We start from the raw sequence: 18,581 nt of genomic DNA, 5'->3' as shown, positions 1-18,581 counted from the left end.
GGCCGTCATCGGCCTCGTGCTGCTCGCGGCGCTGCTGCATGCCGGGTGGAACACGCTGCTGCGCGGCGGCGCGGACCGGCTCTGGACCATGAGCGTGATGAATCTTGCGGTCGGCGGCCTCGGGCTCGCCCCGGTCGGCGGCGGGTTGCCGTCGCTGTCGCTGGGCAGGGCCGGCCTGTCGCGCGGCACGCTGCTGGCGGCGCTCGGCACGGCCGCGACGATCGCCGCCTACACCCTGATCGACGGCATCGGCGTGCGGCTGTCGGGCGACTGGGTCGGCGACACCGCGGCGATGGTCACCGTCCACCGCGCGTCTCCGCTCTGGCTCCTGCTGACGCGCGGATCGGCGGCCCTCGGCGGGCGGCCCGCCGCGGTCGCGCGCGCCGTCGGCGGGGGCGCCGCCTCGCTGCTGGCCTACGCGGCGGTGATCTGGGCGATGCGGCTCGGGGCGATGGGGCCGGTCTCGGCCCTGCGCGAGACCAGCGTGGTCTTCGCCGCGCTCCTCGGCCGCGCCTTCCTGGCGGAGCGCCTGACCGCCGGCCGCATCGCCGCCTGCACGGTCGTCGCGGCCGGCGCGGCGATGATCGGCCACGGCTGACGCGCGGCGGAGGCTCAGGTGCCGGGTTTGGCCAGGGCGCGGGGCGCCGGGCTGACCACGCTCGACGCGTTGTTGCGGATCTCGTGGACGGCGAGCGCCCGGTCGCTCAGGCCGTCGGCGCGGAAGCGGAAGGTGCCGTCGACGCCGGCGAACCCGGCGCTCTTGGTCAGGGTCGCGTCGGCGAAGCGCTGGGTCCCGTATTGCCGCGCGAGCGCCGCACTGAGCGAGACCGCGTCGTAGGCCAGCGAGGCGACCCGCGGCGGGCTCGTGCCGAACCGCGCCTGGTAACGCCCGGCGAAGTTGCCGAATCCGCCGGTGTCCGGTGCGGCGAAGCGGCCGCCCTGTAGGGCCGGTAGCGCGAAGAGCCGCGGCTCGTTCCAGACCGCGGTGCCGATCGGCCGGACGCGGGACGGCGCGAAGCCGGCCTTGGTGAGCGCGGCCGCCACATTCGGCAGCCCGTCGGCGGTCTCGGGCAGGAACAGGGTGTCGGCCTGCGCGCCCGGTCCGGTGATCAGGCCGCCGAGGCGCGCGATCGCCGGCTCCGGCGCGCCGGGGGCGTAGCGCTCGATGCCGACGAGACGGGCGCCCTTGCGCGCCACCGCTTCGCGGAACTGCGCCTCGACGGCGTTGCCGTAGGCGTTCTCGGGGATCAGCGCGGCGAAGGAGCGGCGCCCGCCCGCGACCGACTCGTCGACGATCCGGTCGACCTCGGCCTGCGGGAGGAAGCTCAGCAGGTAGGTGCCGGGGCCGGCGACGCTCGCATCGGTCGAGAACGCGATCACCGGCTTGCCCGCGGCGCGCGCCGTCGCCGAGGCGGCCGCGACGTTGGCGGCGAAGAGCGGGCCGAGCACCAGCTCGGCGCCCTCGGCAATGGCGCCGCTCGTCGCCTCGCGGGCGCCGTCCGGCGAACCGCGGTCGTCGCGCACCAGGATCTGGAGGTCGGGCTGCTGGTATTCCTCGGTCGCGAGCTCGGCCGCGTTGCGCATCGCCGCGCCGAGATTGGCCCCCTGGCCCGAGAGCGGCACGACGAGGGCGACCTTGACCGAACCGGTGCCGATCCGGCCCGGCGCCGAGGCGGCGGCCGGCGTCGAGCCGGGAACGGCGTCGGCGGGCGGTGCGAGGTCGGGAGCGAGTTCGGCCCGCGGCGGCGGCGCGGCGCGGACGGAACGCGCCCGGTCCGGAACGCCGATGCAGCCGGCAAGGGCGAGGATCACGGCGAGGGCGGCGCCGGCCCGGAGGGCGCGGGGCGGGACACATCGCGCCATCGCGAAACTTCCTTCCCGTAAAGATCGTCCACGCGGGATCGTGGCTCTGGCTTAAAGCGTGGACCCGAAAAGTAAACGCGCCGATGTCGCAGGATCGCGCGCGCCCCCGGAAAACACGAATCAGCGGGGGTTCGCGGCGGTTCGGCGGCCGCGAGCAAATTCCGCTCGGCGGCTTGGCGTGGCAAGGTCCGCGCGATGACACAGCGAATCGAGCCCGCACGCCGCCCCCGCAGGGACGGGCCGGCCAAATCCACCGCGACCAAGGTTGCGACCTTCACCGCCTTCGGGCTGGCGACGGAAGCGGAGCCGCTCGCGCCGGGCCTGCACGTGGTGGCGACGCCGATCGGCAACCTGCGCGACGTCACGATCCGGGCGCTCGCGACGCTGGCCGCCGCCGACGCGGTGCTCGCCGAGGACACCCGCGTCACCCGGACGCTGCTGATGCACTACGGCATCACCACGCCGCTCGTCGCCTACCACGAGCATTCGAACGCCGCCGTCCGCGAGCGCATGGTGCGGCGGATGCTGGACGGCGAGGCGCTGGCGCTGGTGTCGGATGCCGGCACGCCGCTGGTCTCCGATCCCGGGTTCAAGCTGGTCCAGGCGGCGATCGAGGCGGGGATCTGCATCACGCCGATTCCCGGCCCGTCGGCGGTGATGACGGCGATCGTCGCCGCCGGCCTGCCGACCGACCGGTTCTTCTTCGAGGGTTTCCTGCCGCAGAAGGCCGGCGCCCGCCGCAACCGGCTCTCGGCGCTGGTGACCGTGCCCGGCACGCTGGTCCTGTTCGAATCGCCCCACCGCCTGCCGGAAATGCTGGCGGACGCGGCGGAGGTCCTCGGCGGCACCCGTCCCGCGGCCGTGGCGCGCGAGCTGACGAAGATGTTCGAGACGATCCGCCGCGGCACCCTGGCCAGCCTCAACGACACCTTCGCGGAGGAGGGCGCCCCGAAGGGCGAGGTCGTGGTGGTGATCGGGACCGCGCCGGACGAGGCCACCCCGGAGGAGGCCGATGCCGGCCTCGACGCGGCCCTGCGCGTCGCGCTCGCGCGGCACTCGATCAAGGATGCCGCAAGCCTCGTCGCCGACGAGACCGGGCAGCCGCGCCGCGCCGTCTACAACCGTGCGCTGGTGCTGGCTCGCGAGACCGATGCGGACGCCTGATGCCGCCCGCCGGAAGGCGACCGAACGCCGCGGGCGCCGGGCCGAATGGCTGGCGCTCGGCGCGCTGATGCTGAAGGGCTATCGCCCCCTGGCGATGCGGGTAAGCGCGTCGGGCGGCGAGATCGACCTGATCGTGCGCCGCGGCGGCACCATCGCCTTCGTCGAGGTCAAGGCGCGCGCGACGCTGATCGAGGCGCAGGGCGCGATCGGCCGGGTCAAGCGACAGCGCTTCTCGCGCGCGGTGCGGAGCTGGATCGCGCGGCATCCGTTCGCCGGGAGCCTGACCCTGCGGGCGGACGCGGTCTTCATCGGCGGACGCGGCTGGCCGGTCCACCTCGTCGACGCGTTCCCGATCGAGGGCCTGTAGCGGACGATCAGGCGCGCGCGGCGCTGATCGCGCCGATGAGCGTGCGCTTGAGGTCGGCCTGGCTGAACGGCTTCTGCACCACCGGGCGATCGCGGAACGGCTCGCGGATGCCGGCGCCGCCGTAGCCGGTCGAGAAGATCAGCGGCAGGTCGCGCTTCGCGATCGCCTCGGCGACCGGGTAGATCGGCTCGCCGGCGACGTTCACGTCGAGGATCGCGACCTCGAAGGTCTCGCCCTCGGCCATCTCCAGGGCGGTCGAGAGGCGTGCGGCCGGGCCGACCACGGTGCAGCCGAAATCGAGCAGCATGTCTTCGAGCAGCATCGAGATCGCGGCTTCGTCCTCGACGACGAGCACCCGCTTACCCTGGAGAACGTCGTCGTTCGGTTCCGCGCTCACGCCGAGGTGTCTTCCTTGTCGATCCGCTCCGCTTCAACGGAACGTCGCCATGATGGCTGGTCGGATCCGATCGTCGCGCCAGGAGAACCAAGCGGGTACACCGGGCGGCTGAGGGGTCGCCCGGAACGCCGGTTGTGTCAAGCGTCCGGCGCGGGCTGTACCGTCGGCAATGTTACACGGCGATACATTTCGCGATAGGGTGTGGCACGGTCGGCGTGAGGGCAGAACCCGCAATGGGCCGATCTTTTCCTGACACGACCGGATTTTTCCTGTGAGGGGTCGCCACGTTCCGATCTGCGACCGCCGCGCCGTGCTGGTCGGCCTCGGCGCCGCCATCGCGGCGGCGCCCGCGCGCGGGCAGGGCGCGGTGGTGGTCGCCTCGAAGAGCGACACCGAGGGCACGCTCACCGGCAGCATGATCGCCCTGTGCCTGGAGGATCTCGGCATCCCGGTGCAGCGCCGCCTCGGCCTCGGGCCGACGCTGATCGTGCGCTCGGCCCTGATGTCGGGCGATGTCGACCTTTATCCCGAATACACCGGCAACGGCGCCTTCTTCACCGGCACCGAGGGCGATCCGGCCTGGAAGCGGGCCGACGGCGCCTACGCCGCGATCGCGGCGGCGGATCGGGCCAAGGGCCTCGTCTGGCTCGGGCGGGCGCCGGCCAACAACACCTGGCTGATCGCGGTGCGGGGCAGCCTCGCCCGGCGCGAAGGGCTCGCCACCATGGCGGATTTCGCCGGGGCCGTGCGGCGCGGGTTGATCCTGCTCGCGGCCTCGACCGAGTTCGTCGAGAGCCCGGCGGCCCTGCCGTCCTTCGAGGCGGCCTACGGGTTCTCGCTGCCGATGAACCGCATCATCAGCCTGCCCGGCGGCGACACGGCGGTGACCACGCGGGCGGCGGCGCAGGGCATCAGCGGCGTCAACGCCGGCATGGTCTACGGCACCGACGGGGCGCTCGACGCCCTCGACCTGACCGTGATGAGCGATCCGAAGGGCGCACAGATCGTCTACGAGGTCGCCCCGGTGATCCGCGCCGACACCCTGGCGCGCCACCCGCGCATCCGCGAGAAGCTCGATCCGGTGTTCGCGCGCCTCGATGCCCATACGCTCCGCCGGCTCAACGCCCGCATCACCGTCGAGGGCCAGGTCGCCGAGACGGTGGCGCGGGCGTTCCTGCGCGACGCCGGCTTCATCGCTTGACGCCCGCAACGGAGGATCGGCGCGGGGGCATCGGCCCGCCGCTGTTCGCCGCCGCCTTCCTCGGTGCGGTCTACGGCCTGCCGCTGCTGCGCATCGCGAAGAACCGCCTCGTCGTCGGCGAGCCGGTCTACGCGCTGGACGGCCTCGGGGCCCTGCCCGGATTCGGGCCGGAGATCGAGGCGGTGGCCGGGCTCGTGCTCGGCGCGGTGCTGCTCGCCCGGATCGGGCGGACGCGGATCGGCGTCGGCGCCGCCACCGTGCTCCTCGCTCTGGCCCTCGCGCTGCTGATGCTGGCGCTGGGCAGCACGGCCGGGGACCTTCTCGCCGGCGAGCCGCCGGCCGCCCGCGCCGGCCTCGCCTCCGGTGCCTGGACGGCGCTGCTACTGCTCGCGGGCGGGCTCGCCCACCTCGCCCGCCGCATGGCCGTCCCCGGGCTCGGGGGGGCGCTCGCGGTCGCGTTCCTGGGCTTCGTCGCGCTGGCCGGCTCGACCGGGACGCTCGGGAGCCTGTCGCTCGCCGTCGAGTTCGCGGCGCGCAAGGACGTGGTCGGCGAAGCCTTGGTGCGGCATCTGCTGCTTTCGGGAAGCGCGGTGCTGCTGGCAGTCGGCGGTGCCGTGCTGCTCTCGCTGTGGCGACGCGGGCAGGGCCTCGTCGAGGTGCTGGTCGGCGGCATCCAAGTGGTGCCGGCCGTGGCCCTGCTCGGCGCGCTGGTCGCCGTCGCCTCGGGCCTGCTGCAGGCGGTCCCGGCGCTCCGCGAGGCCGGCCTCGGCGCGCTCGGGCCGGTGCCGGCGGTGATCGGCATCGCCGCCTATCTGCTGCTCCCGCTGTGGCGCGGCCTCGCCCTAGCGCTCGCAGCGCCGGACCCGGCGACCCTCGACGCGGCCGAGGCCCTCGGCCTGCCCCCACGAACGATCCTGTTCCAGGTGCGGCTGCCGATCGGCGCCGGCATCCTGCTCGGGGCGCTGCGCGTCGCCTGCGTCCAGGGGATCGGGCTCGCGACCCTCGGGGCGCTGGTCGGGGCCGGCGGCCTCGGCGGCATCGTCTTCGACGGCATGGCGCAGTTCGCCCCGGACCTGATCCTGCTCGGCGCGATCCCGATCGTCGCGCTCTCGCTCGTCGTCGAGCGGACCTTGAGCCTCGCCGAGGATCGCTGGCGCGGGACGCCGGCATGACCCGGCTGCGTGCCCTGCACCCGGCCCTCGGAGCCGTCGCCGCCGGCCTCGTGCTCGCGTGCTTCAGTCATCCGACCGTCGCCGCAGCGATCGTCTCGGCGCTCGGCGAGACGCCGCGGCGGGCGCTGCCGCTCGACCATCTCGGTGCGCTCGCCCTGCACCACCTGATCCTCGCCGGGACCGGCCTCGTCCTCGTCGCGATCACGGGAATCGGCCTCGGGATCCTCGCGACCCGCCCCGGCGCGGCCTCGGTCCGGGGCGGGATCGATACGCTGGCCGCCGCGGCGCAGGCGGTGCCGCCGGTGGTCGTGGTGGCGCTCGCCCTACCGGTGCTCGGCTTCGGCGGCCCGCCGACCCTGCTGGCCCTGGTGTTCTACGGCATCATGCCGACGCTCCGCGGCACGGTCGGCGCCCTCGAGGCGGTGCCGGCGGAGACGCGCGAGGCCGCCAAAGCGCTCGGGCTCACCGCCCGTCAGACCCTGACGCGGATCGAGCTGCCGCTGGCCGCGCCCGCCATCGTCGAGACCTTGCGCACGGCCCTCGTCCTCGCCGTGGCGACCGCCGCGGTCGGCGCGCTGGCCGGCGCCGCGACGCTCGGCACGCCGATCGTCGCCGGCCTCCAGAACCAGAACACCGTGCCGATGCTCCAGGGCGCCGCCGCGACGGCGGCGCTCGCCTTCCTGTGCGACGCGCTGATGGTCGCGGCGGCAGGCCTGCTTCGCCGCTGATCGCCTCTTCGACGACGAAGCGCGAATCCAATAGGCCTGAATAGGAAAATACTCTACGTGAGGTACGCGACGTCCACCGGCTTCGTCGTACGCGAAATTGGCTTCGGTCTTTTGGGAGGGCGTGTGCGGATCACCTACGGTACGCATGCCCTCGGCAATTTGGTGGATCGAGCACTGGAGCGCGTGTGGATCGAACGCACCGTGGCAGAGCTGGAAGAGACCGAGACGGACCCGAAGCACCCGGAACGAAGACGGGCCTATCGCTCGGTGCCGGAGCGCGACGGCAGGATGCTGCGCGTGGTATACGTGCCGACCGAAGATGGCGTGCACATCGTGACCGCATTCTTCGATCGCAGCCGGAGGCGCCCACGTGAAGTCGCGGTATGACGCTAAGACCGATGCGCTCTACGTGCGCTTCGCGGATGCCCCCGTCGTCGAAAGCGAGGAAGTCCGTCCCGGCCTAGTCCTCGATTTCGATGCCGCCGGTCGGATCGTGGCGGTCGAAATCCTCGATGCATCGGAGCACCTGTCCACCAGTGCGGACCTTCGGCACCTGACGGCGGCCTGATCGCAGGAGCATTTCCAAGCAAGGTGGAAGCCCGCTCGCCGGAAGGACATGAGGCCGAACGGCGGTTCGGAGCCGGTCGCCTCGACGAGATGCAAGCGCCCGCTCTATTCGTCCTTGAACGACACCTTCGCCCCGCGGGCGACGTGGGCGGCGAGGTCGCGGGCGTTCCAGTTGGTCAGCCGGATGCAGCCGTGCGACTCGGTCTTGCCGACCTTCTCCGGCTCCGGGGTGCCGTGGATGCCGTAGGAGGGAATCGCGAGGTCGATCCAGACGAGGCCGACCGGGTTGTTCGGGCCGGGGCGGATCGAGAACTTCTTGCGGCTCTTCACGCCCTTGAAGCGGTACTTCGGATCGTAGGTGTAGAACGGGTCGAAGGCGACGCCCTTCACCTTGGTCTCGCCGCTCGGCGCGGGCTTCTCCTCGCTGCCGATCGAGGCCGGATAGTAGGCCAGAAGCTTGCCGTCCTTGCCGAAGGCGCGCACGTCGCGGCTGCCCTTGTCGACCTCGACGCGGTCGACCTTCGGGTCCTGCGGCAGGTCCTTGGCCTTGGGCTTGTCGAGACCCATCGGCGCGACGCCCGCGACCAGGATCACCGTTCCGGCCTTGTCGAGGGGCTTGTCCGGGTTGAGCTGGCTCAGCAGGTCGCGGCTCATGTGGAAGCGCTCGGCCAGCATCTCGCGCGGGTTGGTGTAGCTCATCGCCTTCAGGTCGGCCTGGGCCTCCATCTTCGGCGGGATCGTCTCGACATAGGGGCCGGCCGCATCCGCCTCGGTGATGGTGTAGTCGGCGACCACCGGATCGCCGCCGGTGGCGGCGAGCTTGTCGAAGACGTCCTTCGTCAGCGTCTTCGTCGCGGGCAGGCCCTGCGCCACGGCGTAGGCCGAGAGCGCGCCCTGGAGGTTCTCGCCGTCGCGCCCGTCGATGGCGCCGGGGAAGAACCGCGCCCGGTCGAGCAGCACCTGGACCTTGATCGTCAGCGGATCGGGCCGGTCGTTCGCCTTCGCGGCCCCCGACGACTTCGCCTCGTCCTTCTTCGCATCCGTCTTCGCATCCTGGGCCGGCTCGGCGAAGGTCGCGTCCCGGATCGCCTGCGCGCTCGGCGCCGCGGGCTCGTTCTTGCCCGACGCCTTGGCCGGCTCCTTGTCCGATGCGGCAAGACCCTGGCCCGCGAGGCAGGCCAGGACGACGGCCGCGAGGCCGGTCCGCATCGTCGATCCGCACGTCATGGTCGAGGCTCCCGGAGCCGATTCGCTCCACGCGATCAAGTGTCGGCGAAGCGTGAGCGTTCCCCGCCAAACGGCACGGCGGCATCAGGTTTCCGCGACCGCCCTCACTGGCACAGGCGGTGCCCGGCGTTGCGCTCGCGCTCGTCGAGATGGAGATGGTTGGCGTGCGCGGCGTTCGAGCCGGGGCCGAGCACCGTGCGGAAGAACCCGCAGGCCCGCGCCCGCACCGCATCGAGGAAGCGCCCCTCGGCCGAGCCCTCCGGCATCGCCCCGACCGCGATCGGCGGACGGCCGGCGAAGGTGAAGCTCATCACGTCGACGCCGTTGGCGAAGGCGTGCTCGCTGAGCTTGGCCTCGACATCGTGGTTCTGCCCGCGGCACTCGTAGGAGGTGCCGATCGCGATCCCGGTCAGCGGCTGCTTCAGCTCGCGCTCGGCCGCGACCTGCGCCTCGGTCGCCCAGCGCGCCAGCGCCTCGGCGGCCGCACAGGTCAGCGTCGCCGATTGCGGAAGCGCGACGTCGGGCAGCCCCGTCACCTTCAGCGGCAGCGGCGTGCCGCACTGCCCGTTGACGATCGCCGGCAGCGGCTCGAACGCCGCGCCGAGGCGCTTCAGCCTGACCCGGCAGGCGGTGTCGTCCGGCGCCGCGACCTTGAGGGCGAGCGCCGCCTCGCCCGACAGATCGGCCGGGCGCTCCGGGGGGAGCGGCGGCGGCACCGGCATCTCGCCGGGCTTGTCGGCGGCCTTGTCGCCGGGCTTGGCCTCCGCCGGGACCGGCGGTGCGCCGGAGGACGCGTTCGGGACGAGGTCGGCCGGGCGTTCCGGCGGCCTCGGTGCGAGCGGCGCGACGGCAGCCGGATCGGCGGGCGGCGCGGCGGGCTTCGTCTCGGGCGGCGCGGGCGGTGTCGCCGGCGCCGTCAGCGCGGCGGGGCGCTCCGGCGGGCGCGGCGGGTCGGTCACCGTCGCGCCCGGCGCCGTCGCGGGCTTCAGCTCGGCGGGCCGCTCGGGCGGCAGGGGCGGCGGCACGGGGACGGTCGCCTCGGGCGGATGCGGCTTCGACTCCTGTGCCCTCGCGTCCCGTCCCGCCGTCGTGGCAAGCAGGGCCGTGCCGGCGAGCGCGAGCGCCGCGAACCGTCGAGACCGACCTGACGCCATGACTTATCCACCCCATCCGGCCGTCACCCGCGACACGATCCTGTGCGAGGGACGGCCCGTCACGATCGAGCGGTTCGCGCCGCGCGGCAAGGACGCGCCGGCCACGGCGACCGTCATTCTGCTGCACGACGCGGAAGGACCAGGCCCGGACCGTCCGGTCCGCGCCGAAGCCGCAGCTTTGGCGGAAGCCGGCTTCGCGGTGCTGCTGCCGCACTATCTCGAGCGGACCGGCGAGGCGCGGGTCGGGTTCTCCGGGATCAGCCGGCATTTCGGCGCATGGCGGGATGCCCTCGAGATCGTGCGCGCGCAGGTCCCCGGCCCGGCGGCGCTGGTCGGCCGCTCGCTCGGAGGCGCCCTCGCGCTGGCGCTCGCCGCGCGGGCGCCCGAGGCGATCGCGGCGCTGGTGCTGCGCTCGGCCTTCCTGCCGCCGGAACTCGGCAGCGGCCCGAGCGCCGGCCCCCTCGCACTGCCGCCGGTGCTGGCGCTGCACGGCGCCCGCGACGCCCTGGTCGGTCGGCGTCACCCCGAGGACCTGCACCGGCGGATGGCCGAGGCGGGCGGAAGCTGCCGCGTCCACCTCTACGAAGACCAGGGCCACGCCTTCGATCCGCGAACCGACGCCGACGCGGTGGCACGCGGTATCGCCTTCCTGAAGCGTGGGTTCGGGCCTATCTGAAGCGGGAGCGCGTCGAATCGCCGGGCGTCGACGGCCCAGGCCGGAACGCCGCCGGCCAGGGCACGGCGCGCGACATCGGGACCTTTCAGATGACGACAGCGCAAAACCCCGGGCTCGCCGACCTTCCGGCCGACAACCCCTTCTCCGAGACGGCCTGGGGCACGCCGGCCGAGCTTCCGCCGTTCGAGCGCATCCGCCCCGAGCACTACCTGCCGGCCTTCGAGGCGGCTTTGTCGTCCCACAAGGCCGAGATCGCGGCGATCGCCGGCGAGACCGCGGCGCCCACCTTCGGCAACACCGTCGCGGCGATGGAGCGGGCGGGCCTCGCCCTCGATCGGGTCGCCGGCGTGTTCTACAACCTCACCGGCAGCCACACGAACCCCGAGCTCCAGGCGATCGAGCGGACGATCGGCCCGAAGCTGTCGCGCCACGGCAGCGCGATCTACCTCAACCCCGACCTGTGGGCGCGCATCTCGGCGGTCGACGCCGACGCCGAAGGCCTGGGCGGCGAGGAGCGCCGGGTTCTGTCCCGCTACCGCACCCGCTTCCGCCGCTCCGGCGCCGACCTCGGGCCCGAGGACAAGCTGCGCGTCGCCGAGATCGCGGCGCGGATGTCGGAACTCGGAACCCAGTTCAGCCAGAACCTGCTCGCCGACGAGAGCAGCTTCCTGCTGCCCCTCGACGCGGCGGAGGACCGCGCCGGCCTGCCCGACTTCCTGATCGCCTCGGCGGCCAACGCCGCCAAGGAGCGCGGGGGCGCGCACAGCCACGCCATCACCCTGTCGCGCTCGCTGATCGAGCCGTTCCTGGTGTGCTCGACCCGGCGCGACCTGCGCGAGCGCGCCTACGAGGCCTGGATCCGCCGCGGCGAGGGCGGCGGGGCCACCGACAACCGCGGCATCATCCGCGAGATCGTCAGCTTGCGCGCCGAGCGGGCCAGGCTCCTCGGCTTCGACAGCTTCGCCCACTTCAAGCTCGACGACACCATGGCCGCGACCCCGGACGCGGCCATGGGCCTGCTGCGCGAGGTCTGGACCCCGGCCCGCAGGCAGGCCGGGGCCGAGCGCGACCGGCTCCAGGCGATCGTCCAGGCCGAGGGCGGCAACTTCGCCCTCCAGGCCCATGACTGGCGCCACTACGCCGAGAAGCTGCGGCGCGCCGAGCACGATCTCGACGAGAGCGAGATCAAGGCCTACCTGCCGCTCGATTCGGTGATCGCCGCTTCGTTCGACACGGCCTCCCGCCTGTTCGGCCTGCGCTTCACCGAGCTCAAGGACGTTCCGCGCTACCACCCGGACGTGCGCGCCTGGCGCGTCGCGAACGCCGACGGCTCCGAGGTCGGCACCTTCCTCGGCGATTACTTCGCACGGCCGTCGAAGCGCAGCGGCGCCTGGATGAGCGCTTTCCGCTCGCAGGAACGGCTCACCGGCGACGTGAAGCCGATCATCGTCAACGTGATGAACTTCGCGAAGGCGCCCGCCGGGGAGGCGGCCCTGCTGTCCTTCGACGACGCCCGGACCCTCTTCCACGAGTTCGGCCACGCCCTGCACGGCCTCCTCTCCGACGTGACCTACCCGCTGCTCGCCGGCACCGCCGTGTCGGGCGACTTCGTCGAGCTGCCGTCGCAGCTCTATGAGCACTGGCTGGAGCAGCCGGAGGTGCTGCGGACCCATGCCCGCCACCACCGCACCGGCGAGCCGATGCCGGAGGCGCTGCTGACGAAGCTGCTCGCCGCCCGCACCTTCAACCAGGGTTTCGCCACCGTCGAGTACACCGCGTCGGCGATCGTCGACATGACGCTGCACCTCTCGGCCGAGGGCGAGAACGGGCTCGACGTGGGGGCCTTCGAAGCCGACGCGCTCGAGCGCATCGCGATGCCGGCCGAGATCAACATGCGCCACCGCACGCCGCACTTCGCCCACATCTTCTCGGGCGACGGCTATGCGGCCGGCTACTACAGCTATCTCTGGTCCGAAGTGCTGGATGCGGACGCCTTCGACGCCTTCCGCGAGGCCGGCGACATCTTCGATCCGGCGACCGCCGCGCGCCTGCGCACCTACGTCTACGGTGCCGGGAACCTGCGCGACCCGCGCGAGGCCTACACCGCCTTCCGCGGGCGCCTGCCGAGCACCGAGCCGCTGCTGCGCAAGCGCGGGCTGGCGGCCTGACGGGGAAGGCCCGCGCCGCCTCGGCACGCGCGGCGCGGTAACCCTTCGGTAAACAAACGTCCTTAACCAAAGCTTTCGACAGAGATGCCGGACGCGGAGGCGAGGGCCATGACGACGATCATCGATTCGGCCGTGGAGAAATCGGCCGCCTCGCCGGAGGCCCTGCTGAAGGCCGCAGTCTCCGGCGCGAAGCCCGCCGAGAGCAAGGCGGCGGCCGCGCCGACGGCTGCCAGGGCCGTCCGCCGCTTCGATGCGGTGACGATGGGGCTGGCGGGCGCCGCACTCGCGGTCGGCACGGTGCTCGGCGCCGGCACCGCGATCCTGGCGACGCCCCGGCCTCAGGGGACGGCGGTCGTCCTGGCTGAGATCAACGCGGCGCTCGAGGCCAACCGCTTGGAGGCGTCGCGCCTCGCCATCGCTTCCGATCGCCTCGACAAGTCGGTCGCGGCCCTCAAGGACGCTGCGGACGCCGCGCGCAGCGAGGCGAAGGCCCGCAGCGCCGCGCTGACCGAGAAGGTCGGCAAGACCGAATCCGCCCTGGTGGCGAAGATCGCCGCCCTCGGCGAGCGGATCGAGCAGGCGGAGAAGGAGCAGGGCGCCCGCCTCGCGGCGGCGGCGGCCCAAGCCGAGAAGCGCACCGTCGCGTCCGCCGCGCCGCCGGCTCCGGTCGCGAAGCCCGAGCCGGTCCAGACCGGGAGCATCCCGGACGCCAAGCCGAAGCCGGCGGTGATCGAGTCCTGGGCCGTCCGCGACGTGTACGACGGCACCGCGATGCTAGAGGATCGCCGCCGCCGCCTGGTCGAGGTCGCGATCGGCGACGCGATTCCGGGAGTCGGGCGGGTCGAAGCCGTCGAGCGGCGCGGGCGGGAATGGGTCGTGGTGACGCGTCAGGGCCTCGTCACGCCGCAGCCCTGGTAGGACGCGGCGCGGAACGCCGTCAGGTCGAAGCGATCGGCGTCTGGGTCAGCACGCCGGCGCCGACCGGGTAGCGCGGCTCGATCGTCATCGGGTCCGCCATGGCGGCGGCGCGCTCGGCGCGCTGGCGGCCATGGGTGAGGGCGCGAGTCTGGGCGATGCGCGTCGGGTGCAGGATCGCTGCGAGCAAGGCTTGGCCTTCGAACTGGGTCCCGAGGTTTTTGGCGTCGAAGACGGGCATGACCGGCCTTGTAGAGACAGCGGAGCGTCGGCACCGGCGGCCCAGGAAACCTCGGCCGTACGCGAGTAACGGGGACAACCTGAACAAGTTCCGAAAGTTTCGAGAACGGAACTATTTTTTCATCATTGCATTGCCGCGCCCCGGCCATGGTGTGAAATCGCACACCGACTTCGCCTTTCGGCAGATCTCCAGACTACGCATCCGGCGCGACGTGGCTTCGCAAGTCGTCGGCAGCCCCGCGAAATGCACCCTGCGGATGCACGGCTAATCGCGTCTCTCGGAAACGTCAGCGGGTGTCCTCGCGCAGGAGCTCGGTGTTGACCGCGAAGGCCGCCATGGCGCCCTCGGCGGCGGCGACGATCGCGAACTGCACCCGGCGCGAGGCGTCGCCGGCCACGTAGAGCCCCGGCACGTCGGTTTTCTCGTAATCGCGCGTCGGCACCACGCCGGCCTCGTTCAGGGCGCAGCCCAGCTGCCGGATGAGCTGCGACGGCAGGCATCCCATCGGCATCAGGAACACCGCGCGGCAGGGCAGGGCGCTGCCGTCCGCGAAGGCGAGATGCGTCGGCCCCGCCTCGTCGCCGTCCAGGCGGGCGATCGGCGCCTCGACCAGCCGCACGCCGTTTCGGGCAAGGCGCGCCCGATCGTCCTCGGAGAGGTCGGTCGGATGGCCGTCGGTGCAGAGCGTGACGTCGCCGCTCCAGACCGTCAGCTCCAGGGCGAACCCCTTCGCGACGGGGCCGTGGGCGTAGGCCGCGATCGGCCGGTCGCGTGCCTCGTAGCCGTCGCAATACGGGCAGGAATGGACGCCGGTGCCCCAGTAGCGCGCGAAGCCCTGGATCGCGGGCAGGTCCTGGTGCAGGCCAGTGGCGAGGATCAGCCGGCGGGCGGTCTCCCGGGTGCCGTCCGCGAGCGTGATCGCGAAACCGCCGTCGATCGCGCGCGCTTCCACGACCTCGGCCTCGCGCAGCGCGACGGTGTCGTAGCGCTCGAGGTCGGCGCGGGCGAGGACGCGAAGCTCGGCCGGCGGCGTGCCGTCCCGGGTGTAGACGCCCCAGGTCAGGCGAGCCGCGGCGTTGCGCGGGGTGCCGTGGTCGAGGAGCAGGACGGTGCGCCGGCAGCGCCCGAGAATGAGCGCCGCGTTGAGCCCCGCCGGCCCGCCGCCCACGATGATCACGTCGTGCATGATGACGCCGCGCCCGAGGCGCGCCTCCGGTTGCCCCTCTTGGGCTCAAGCCGGATCCGTGCCGAACGTTTCTCGGATGCGGACACGAAAAAGGGCGCCGCGGCGCCCTTCGTCGTCGTCCGTCCGCGAAGGCCGGCTCAGGCGGCGGCGGACTTCACCGGGACGCCCTTCTCGGCGAGGAAGGTCTGCAGCTCGCCCGACTGGAACATCTCGCGGGTGATGTCGCAGCCGCCGACGAACTCGCCCTTCACGTAGATCTGCGGGATGGTCGGCCAGTTGGAATAGGCCTTGATGCCGTCGCGGATGCCGGCGTCGGCCAGCACGTTCACGCCCTTGAACGGCACTTCGAGGTAGTTGAGGATCTGAACGACCTGCCCCGAGAAGCCGCATTGCGGCATGGTGGGCGTGCCCTTCATGAACACGACCACGTCCTGGGACTTGATCTCGTTCTCGATCGTTGCGTTGACGTCGCTCATGGGTTCCGATCCTCGTTCGTTTCAGCAGATCTAGTGATGGTCGGCAGGCATTTCCAATGCCGAGGCCAACCGCTTTAGCGCCCAATCCATATCGAAGCTCTTCGCCACGATCTCGTCCGGATCGAAAGGCATCGTCGCCGGCAACCCAGGGACGAGGCTGTCGCCGTACATCTCGAGCGACACGGCGGCGTTCGCCTTCGCGGTGGTCCAGAGGTCTTCCCAGTCGATCCTCTGTCGCATGGAGCGCTTGTAGTTCCGGCGTGCCGTCGCCTGGTAGGCGACCACCTCGACCCGGCAGGATCGGGTCGATTGCGCGGACGGAGCCGAAAGGTACTTCGGGACATGGACGAGGAGGATGGCACTCTCGACGCCCTGCGTCTGAGACCGTCCCAAGCCCTCGACCTCATCGGCGATGTTCTCCCAAGCGCGCGCATTCGAGAGGTCGGGCCGAGCCGCCAGGGCGCGCAGGCTCGCCGCCTGCTGCTCGGACCAGGTCACGATGTCGTCGTCGTAGAGGCTCGGCTGATCCATCGGCACCACCGTGGAACGGAGGCCTAATCCTGCGGGACGCCCGTCGTCAGCGCAAGGGCGTGGAGCACGCCCCCCATCCGCCCCTGGAGCGCGCCGTAGACCATCTGGTGCTGGGCGACGCGGGTCTTGCCCTTGAACGCCGCCGACAGCACCGTGGCGGCGTAGTGGTCGCCGTCGCCGGCGAGATCCTTGATCTCCACCTTGGCGTCGGGCAGGGCCTCGACGATCATCCGCTCGATCTCGCGCGCGTCCATCGGCATCGGTCGGTTCCTCGGGTCGGGGGTGTCAGGCGGCCGCCGGAAGGCTCGCCATGTAGGCCGGCAGCCAGCCCTCGTGGGCGTCGCGGAGCTCGGCGACCGATATGGTCTGCCCGCCCGGCAGGGTCAAACCGTCGCCCTCGACCACGCCGACCACCGACGCGTCGATGCCCTGCGCCGAGGCGGCGTAGAGGATGTCGGTCGCGGCCTCGGCCGGCACGGCGACGAGGTAGCGCGCCTGGTCCTCGCCGAAGAGGTAGGCGTGCGCCGGCATGCCCTCCGGCGCCTCGGGCAGCGTCGCGCCGAAGCTGCCCGCCATCGCCATCTCGGCCAACGCCACCGCGAGGCCGCCGTCGGAGAGGTCGTGCACGGTGTCGACCTGGCCCGAGGCGATGAGCCCGCGGACGAAGTCGCCGTTGCGGCGCTCGAGCGACAGGTCGACGGGCGGCGGCGCCCCCTCCTCGCGGCCCTCGATCACCGACAGGTAGATCGACTGCCCGAGCCACCCCTCGGCGGCGCCCACCAGCACCAGCACGTCGCCCTCGCGCTTCAGGGCGATGGTGGCGTGGTGCGCGACGTCGTCGAGCACGCCGACGCCGCCGATGGTCGGCGTGGGCAGGATGCCGACGCCGTTGGTCTCGTTGTAGAGCGAGACGTTGCCGGACACGACGGGGAAGTCGAGCGCCTTGCAGGCCTCGCCGATGCCCTGGAGGCAGCCGACGAGCTGGCCCATCACCTCGGGCTTCTCGGGGTTGCCGAAGTTCAGGTTGTCGGTGATCGCCAGCGGCCGCCCGCCGACGGCGGTGATGTTGCGCCACGCCTCGGCCACCGCCTGCCGGCCGCCCTCGACCGGGTCGGCCTCGCAGTAGCGCGGCGTCACGTCGGCGGTGAGCGCCAGCCCGCGGGGACCATCCTCGACGCGGACGATCGCGGCGTCGCCGCCGGGCTTCTGCACGGTGTTGCCGCCGATGAAGTGGTCGTACTGCTCGTAGACCCAGCGCTTCGAGCACAGCTCGGGCGAGCCGACGAGCCGCTTCAGCGCCTCGGTCAGGGAGGCCGGCGCCGCGACGTCCGCGGCCTGGATCTCGGGCAGGTGCGTGTTGGCGATGTGCGGCCGGTCGTAGAGCGGCGCCTCGTCGCCGAGCTCCTTGATCGGCAGGTCGGCGACGACGTCGCCGTGCCACTTCACCACGAAGCGCAGGGTGTCGGTGGTCTTGCCGATCACCGCGAAGTCGAGGCCCCACTTCACGAAGATCGCCTCGGCCTCGGCCTCCATGCCGGGCTTCAGAACCATGAGCATGCGCTCCTGGCTCTCCGACAGCATCATCTCGTAAGGGGTCATGCCGGCCTCGCGGGCGGGCACCTTCTCGATGTCGAGCTCGACGCCCAGATCCCCCTTGGCGCCCATCTCGACGGCCGAGCAGGTCAGGCCGGCAGCCCCCATGTCCTGGATCGCGATGACCGCGCCCGAGCGCATCAGCTCGAGGCAGGCCTCGAGCAGGAGCTTCTCGGCGAAGGGGTCGCCGACCTGCACCGTCGGGCGCTTCGACTCGGTCTCGGCGTCGAACTCGGCCGACGCCATGGTGGCGCCGTGGATGCCGTCGCGCCCGGTCTTCGAGCCGAGGTAGACGATCGGGTTCCCGACGCCCGAGGCCGCCGCGTAGAAGATCGCGTCGGCCTTGGCGAGGCCGACCGCCATGGCGTTGACCAGGATGTTGCCGTCGTAGCGCGGGTGGAAGCCGACCGCGCCGCCGACCGTCGGCACCCCGAAGGAGTTGCCGTAGCCGCCGATGCCGGCGACCACGCCCGAGACGAGGTGGCGCGTGCGGGGGTGGTCGGGCGAGCCGAAGCGCAGGGCGTTCAGGGCCGCGATCGGGCGCGCCCCCATGGTGAAGACGTCGCGCAGGATGCCGCCGACGCCGGTCGCCGCGCCCTGGTAGGGCTCGATGAAGCTCGGGTGGTTGTGGCTTTCCATCTTGAAGACGCAGGCGAGGCCGTCGCCGATGTCGATGACGCCGGCGTTCTCGCCCGGCCCCTGGATCACCCACGGCCCCGTCGTCGGCAATCCGCGCAGGTGCTTGCGCGACGACTTGTACGAGCAGTGCTCGTTCCACATCGCCGAGACGATGCCGAGCTCGGTCAGCGTCGGATCGCGCCCGATCAACCCGCGGAACCGTTGGTACTCGTCCGGCGTCAGGCCGTGCTGGCGGACGAGCTCGGGCGTGATCGGGACATCGTTGCGGAACATGCGGCGGTCTCGACGAAAATCCGGTCCCGATCGGAGATGGCGC

21 protein-coding genes are annotated in these 18,581 nt (G+C 72.3%); 11 read left to right on the top strand and 10 right to left on the bottom strand.

What is annotated here, in order from left to right; genetic code table 11:
- Positions 1–16: 16 nt before the first annotated feature.
- A complete protein-coding gene (locus MKK60_RS10805) occupies positions 17–598 on the top strand; it encodes a hypothetical protein (protein WP_243985649.1) in 582 nt (193 codons plus the stop codon).
- 14 nt (positions 599–612) lie between these two features.
- Here MKK60_RS10805 and MKK60_RS10800 read toward each other — a convergent pair whose 3' ends face one another.
- Positions 613–1,863: a penicillin-binding protein activator gene (locus tag MKK60_RS10800; protein ID WP_243985647.1), complete on the bottom strand. Its 1,251-nt coding sequence runs from the start codon at positions 1,861–1,863 to the stop codon at positions 613–615.
- 195 nt (positions 1,864–2,058) lie between these two features.
- Between MKK60_RS10800 and rsmI the strand changes: the two genes are divergently transcribed.
- On the top strand, positions 2,059–3,027 hold the full coding sequence (gene rsmI / locus MKK60_RS10795; protein WP_243985645.1) for a 16S rRNA (cytidine(1402)-2'-O)-methyltransferase: 969 nt from the start codon (positions 2,059–2,061) through the stop codon (positions 3,025–3,027).
- Positions 3,014–3,394 carry a YraN family protein gene (locus MKK60_RS10790; protein ID WP_147843565.1) on the top strand — a complete coding sequence of 127 codons (381 nt, stop codon included), beginning with the start codon at positions 3,014–3,016 and terminating at the stop codon, positions 3,392–3,394. Before rsmI ends, MKK60_RS10790 begins: the two co-directional genes overlap by 14 nt.
- Before the next feature lie 7 nt (positions 3,395–3,401).
- Here the strand turns inward: MKK60_RS10790 and MKK60_RS10785 are convergent, their stop codons facing one another.
- A complete protein-coding gene (locus tag MKK60_RS10785) occupies positions 3,402–3,791 on the bottom strand; it encodes a response regulator (protein WP_147729180.1) in 390 nt (129 codons plus the stop codon).
- A 271-nt stretch (positions 3,792–4,062) separates the two neighbouring features.
- On the opposite strand from MKK60_RS10785, the gene MKK60_RS10780 reads away from it, so the two are divergent.
- Genes MKK60_RS10780 through MKK60_RS10760 form a run of 5 tightly spaced genes read left to right on the top strand, consistent with a single transcriptional unit; the run spans position 4,063 to position 7,460 of the window.
- Positions 4,063–4,992, top strand: a complete 930-nt coding sequence (locus MKK60_RS10780; RefSeq protein ID WP_409567385.1) for a glycine betaine ABC transporter substrate-binding protein — start codon at positions 4,063–4,065, stop codon at positions 4,990–4,992.
- On the top strand, positions 4,989–6,164 hold the full coding sequence (locus MKK60_RS10775; protein WP_243985643.1) for an ABC transporter permease: 1,176 nt from the start codon (positions 4,989–4,991) through the stop codon (positions 6,162–6,164). Before MKK60_RS10780 ends, MKK60_RS10775 begins: the two co-directional genes overlap by 4 nt.
- A 5-nt stretch (positions 6,165–6,169) precedes the next feature.
- On the top strand, positions 6,170–6,892 hold the full coding sequence (locus MKK60_RS10770; RefSeq protein ID WP_409567386.1) for an ABC transporter permease subunit: 723 nt from the start codon (positions 6,170–6,172) through the stop codon (positions 6,890–6,892).
- Between the two features lie 57 nt (positions 6,893–6,949).
- Positions 6,950–7,279: a DUF4258 domain-containing protein gene (locus MKK60_RS10765; RefSeq protein WP_243985639.1), complete on the top strand. Its 330-nt coding sequence runs from the start codon at positions 6,950–6,952 to the stop codon at positions 7,277–7,279.
- A 22-nt stretch (positions 7,280–7,301) separates the two neighbouring features.
- The gene (locus MKK60_RS10760) at positions 7,302–7,460 is read left to right on the top strand and encodes a DUF2283 domain-containing protein (protein ID WP_243985637.1); all 159 of its coding nucleotides are present in this window, start codon (positions 7,302–7,304) and stop codon (positions 7,458–7,460) included.
- Positions 7,461–7,564: 104 nt separating this feature from the next.
- Here the strand turns inward: MKK60_RS10760 and MKK60_RS10755 are convergent, their stop codons facing one another.
- Positions 7,565–8,668: a L,D-transpeptidase gene (locus MKK60_RS10755; protein WP_243937373.1), complete on the bottom strand. Its 1,104-nt coding sequence runs from the start codon at positions 8,666–8,668 to the stop codon at positions 7,565–7,567.
- Between the two features lie 122 nt (positions 8,669–8,790).
- Positions 8,791–9,840, bottom strand: coding sequence for an extensin family protein (locus MKK60_RS10750; protein ID WP_409567384.1), 1,050 nt, complete (start codon positions 9,838–9,840; stop codon positions 8,791–8,793).
- On the opposite strand from MKK60_RS10750, the gene MKK60_RS10745 reads away from it, so the two are divergent.
- The 3 genes from MKK60_RS10745 to MKK60_RS10735 all read left to right on the top strand — a co-directional run bounded on the left by MKK60_RS10745 (position 9,839) and on the right by MKK60_RS10735 (position 13,602).
- Positions 9,839–10,516 carry an alpha/beta fold hydrolase gene (locus MKK60_RS10745; RefSeq protein ID WP_243985635.1) on the top strand — a complete coding sequence of 226 codons (678 nt, stop codon included), beginning with the start codon at positions 9,839–9,841 and terminating at the stop codon, positions 10,514–10,516. The genes MKK60_RS10750 and MKK60_RS10745 overlap by 2 nt on opposite strands.
- 89 nt (positions 10,517–10,605) lie before the next feature.
- On the top strand, positions 10,606–12,684 hold the full coding sequence (locus MKK60_RS10740; protein WP_243985633.1) for a M3 family metallopeptidase: 2,079 nt from the start codon (positions 10,606–10,608) through the stop codon (positions 12,682–12,684).
- A 108-nt stretch (positions 12,685–12,792) separates the two neighbouring features.
- Complete coding sequence (locus MKK60_RS10735) at positions 12,793–13,602, top strand: hypothetical protein (RefSeq protein WP_243985631.1); 810 nt, start codon at positions 12,793–12,795, stop codon at positions 13,600–13,602.
- Positions 13,603–13,621: 19 nt separating this feature from the next.
- Here the strand turns inward: MKK60_RS10735 and MKK60_RS10730 are convergent, their stop codons facing one another.
- The 6 genes from MKK60_RS10730 to purL all read right to left on the bottom strand — a co-directional run bounded on the left by MKK60_RS10730 (position 13,622) and on the right by purL (position 18,538).
- Positions 13,622–13,840: a hypothetical protein gene (locus tag MKK60_RS10730; RefSeq protein ID WP_147842991.1), complete on the bottom strand. Its 219-nt coding sequence runs from the start codon at positions 13,838–13,840 to the stop codon at positions 13,622–13,624.
- A 286-nt stretch (positions 13,841–14,126) separates the two neighbouring features.
- Entirely contained in the window at positions 14,127–15,026 is a 900-nt protein-coding gene (locus MKK60_RS10725) for an NAD(P)/FAD-dependent oxidoreductase (protein WP_243985628.1), read from the bottom strand.
- Positions 15,027–15,163: 137 nt separating this feature from the next.
- Positions 15,164–15,502: a Grx4 family monothiol glutaredoxin gene (gene grxD, locus MKK60_RS10720; protein ID WP_147727610.1), complete on the bottom strand. Its 339-nt coding sequence runs from the start codon at positions 15,500–15,502 to the stop codon at positions 15,164–15,166.
- Between the two features lie 30 nt (positions 15,503–15,532).
- Entirely contained in the window at positions 15,533–16,033 is a 501-nt protein-coding gene (locus MKK60_RS10715) for a DUF29 family protein (protein WP_243985626.1), read from the bottom strand.
- A 23-nt stretch (positions 16,034–16,056) separates the two neighbouring features.
- Positions 16,057–16,293, bottom strand: coding sequence for a BolA/IbaG family iron-sulfur metabolism protein (locus MKK60_RS10710; protein ID WP_147727612.1), 237 nt, complete (start codon positions 16,291–16,293; stop codon positions 16,057–16,059).
- 25 nt (positions 16,294–16,318) lie between these two features.
- Entirely contained in the window at positions 16,319–18,538 is a 2,220-nt protein-coding gene (gene purL, locus MKK60_RS10705; protein WP_243985624.1) for a phosphoribosylformylglycinamidine synthase subunit PurL, read from the bottom strand.
- Positions 18,539–18,581 lie beyond the last annotated feature (43 nt).

This window comes from Methylobacterium sp. J-092, from assembly GCF_022829325.1.
GTDB lineage: Bacteria > Pseudomonadota > Alphaproteobacteria > Rhizobiales > Beijerinckiaceae > Methylobacterium.
The sequence above is the reverse complement of the archived record's forward strand: the minus strand, read 5'-3'. Positions and strand labels throughout refer to the sequence as shown.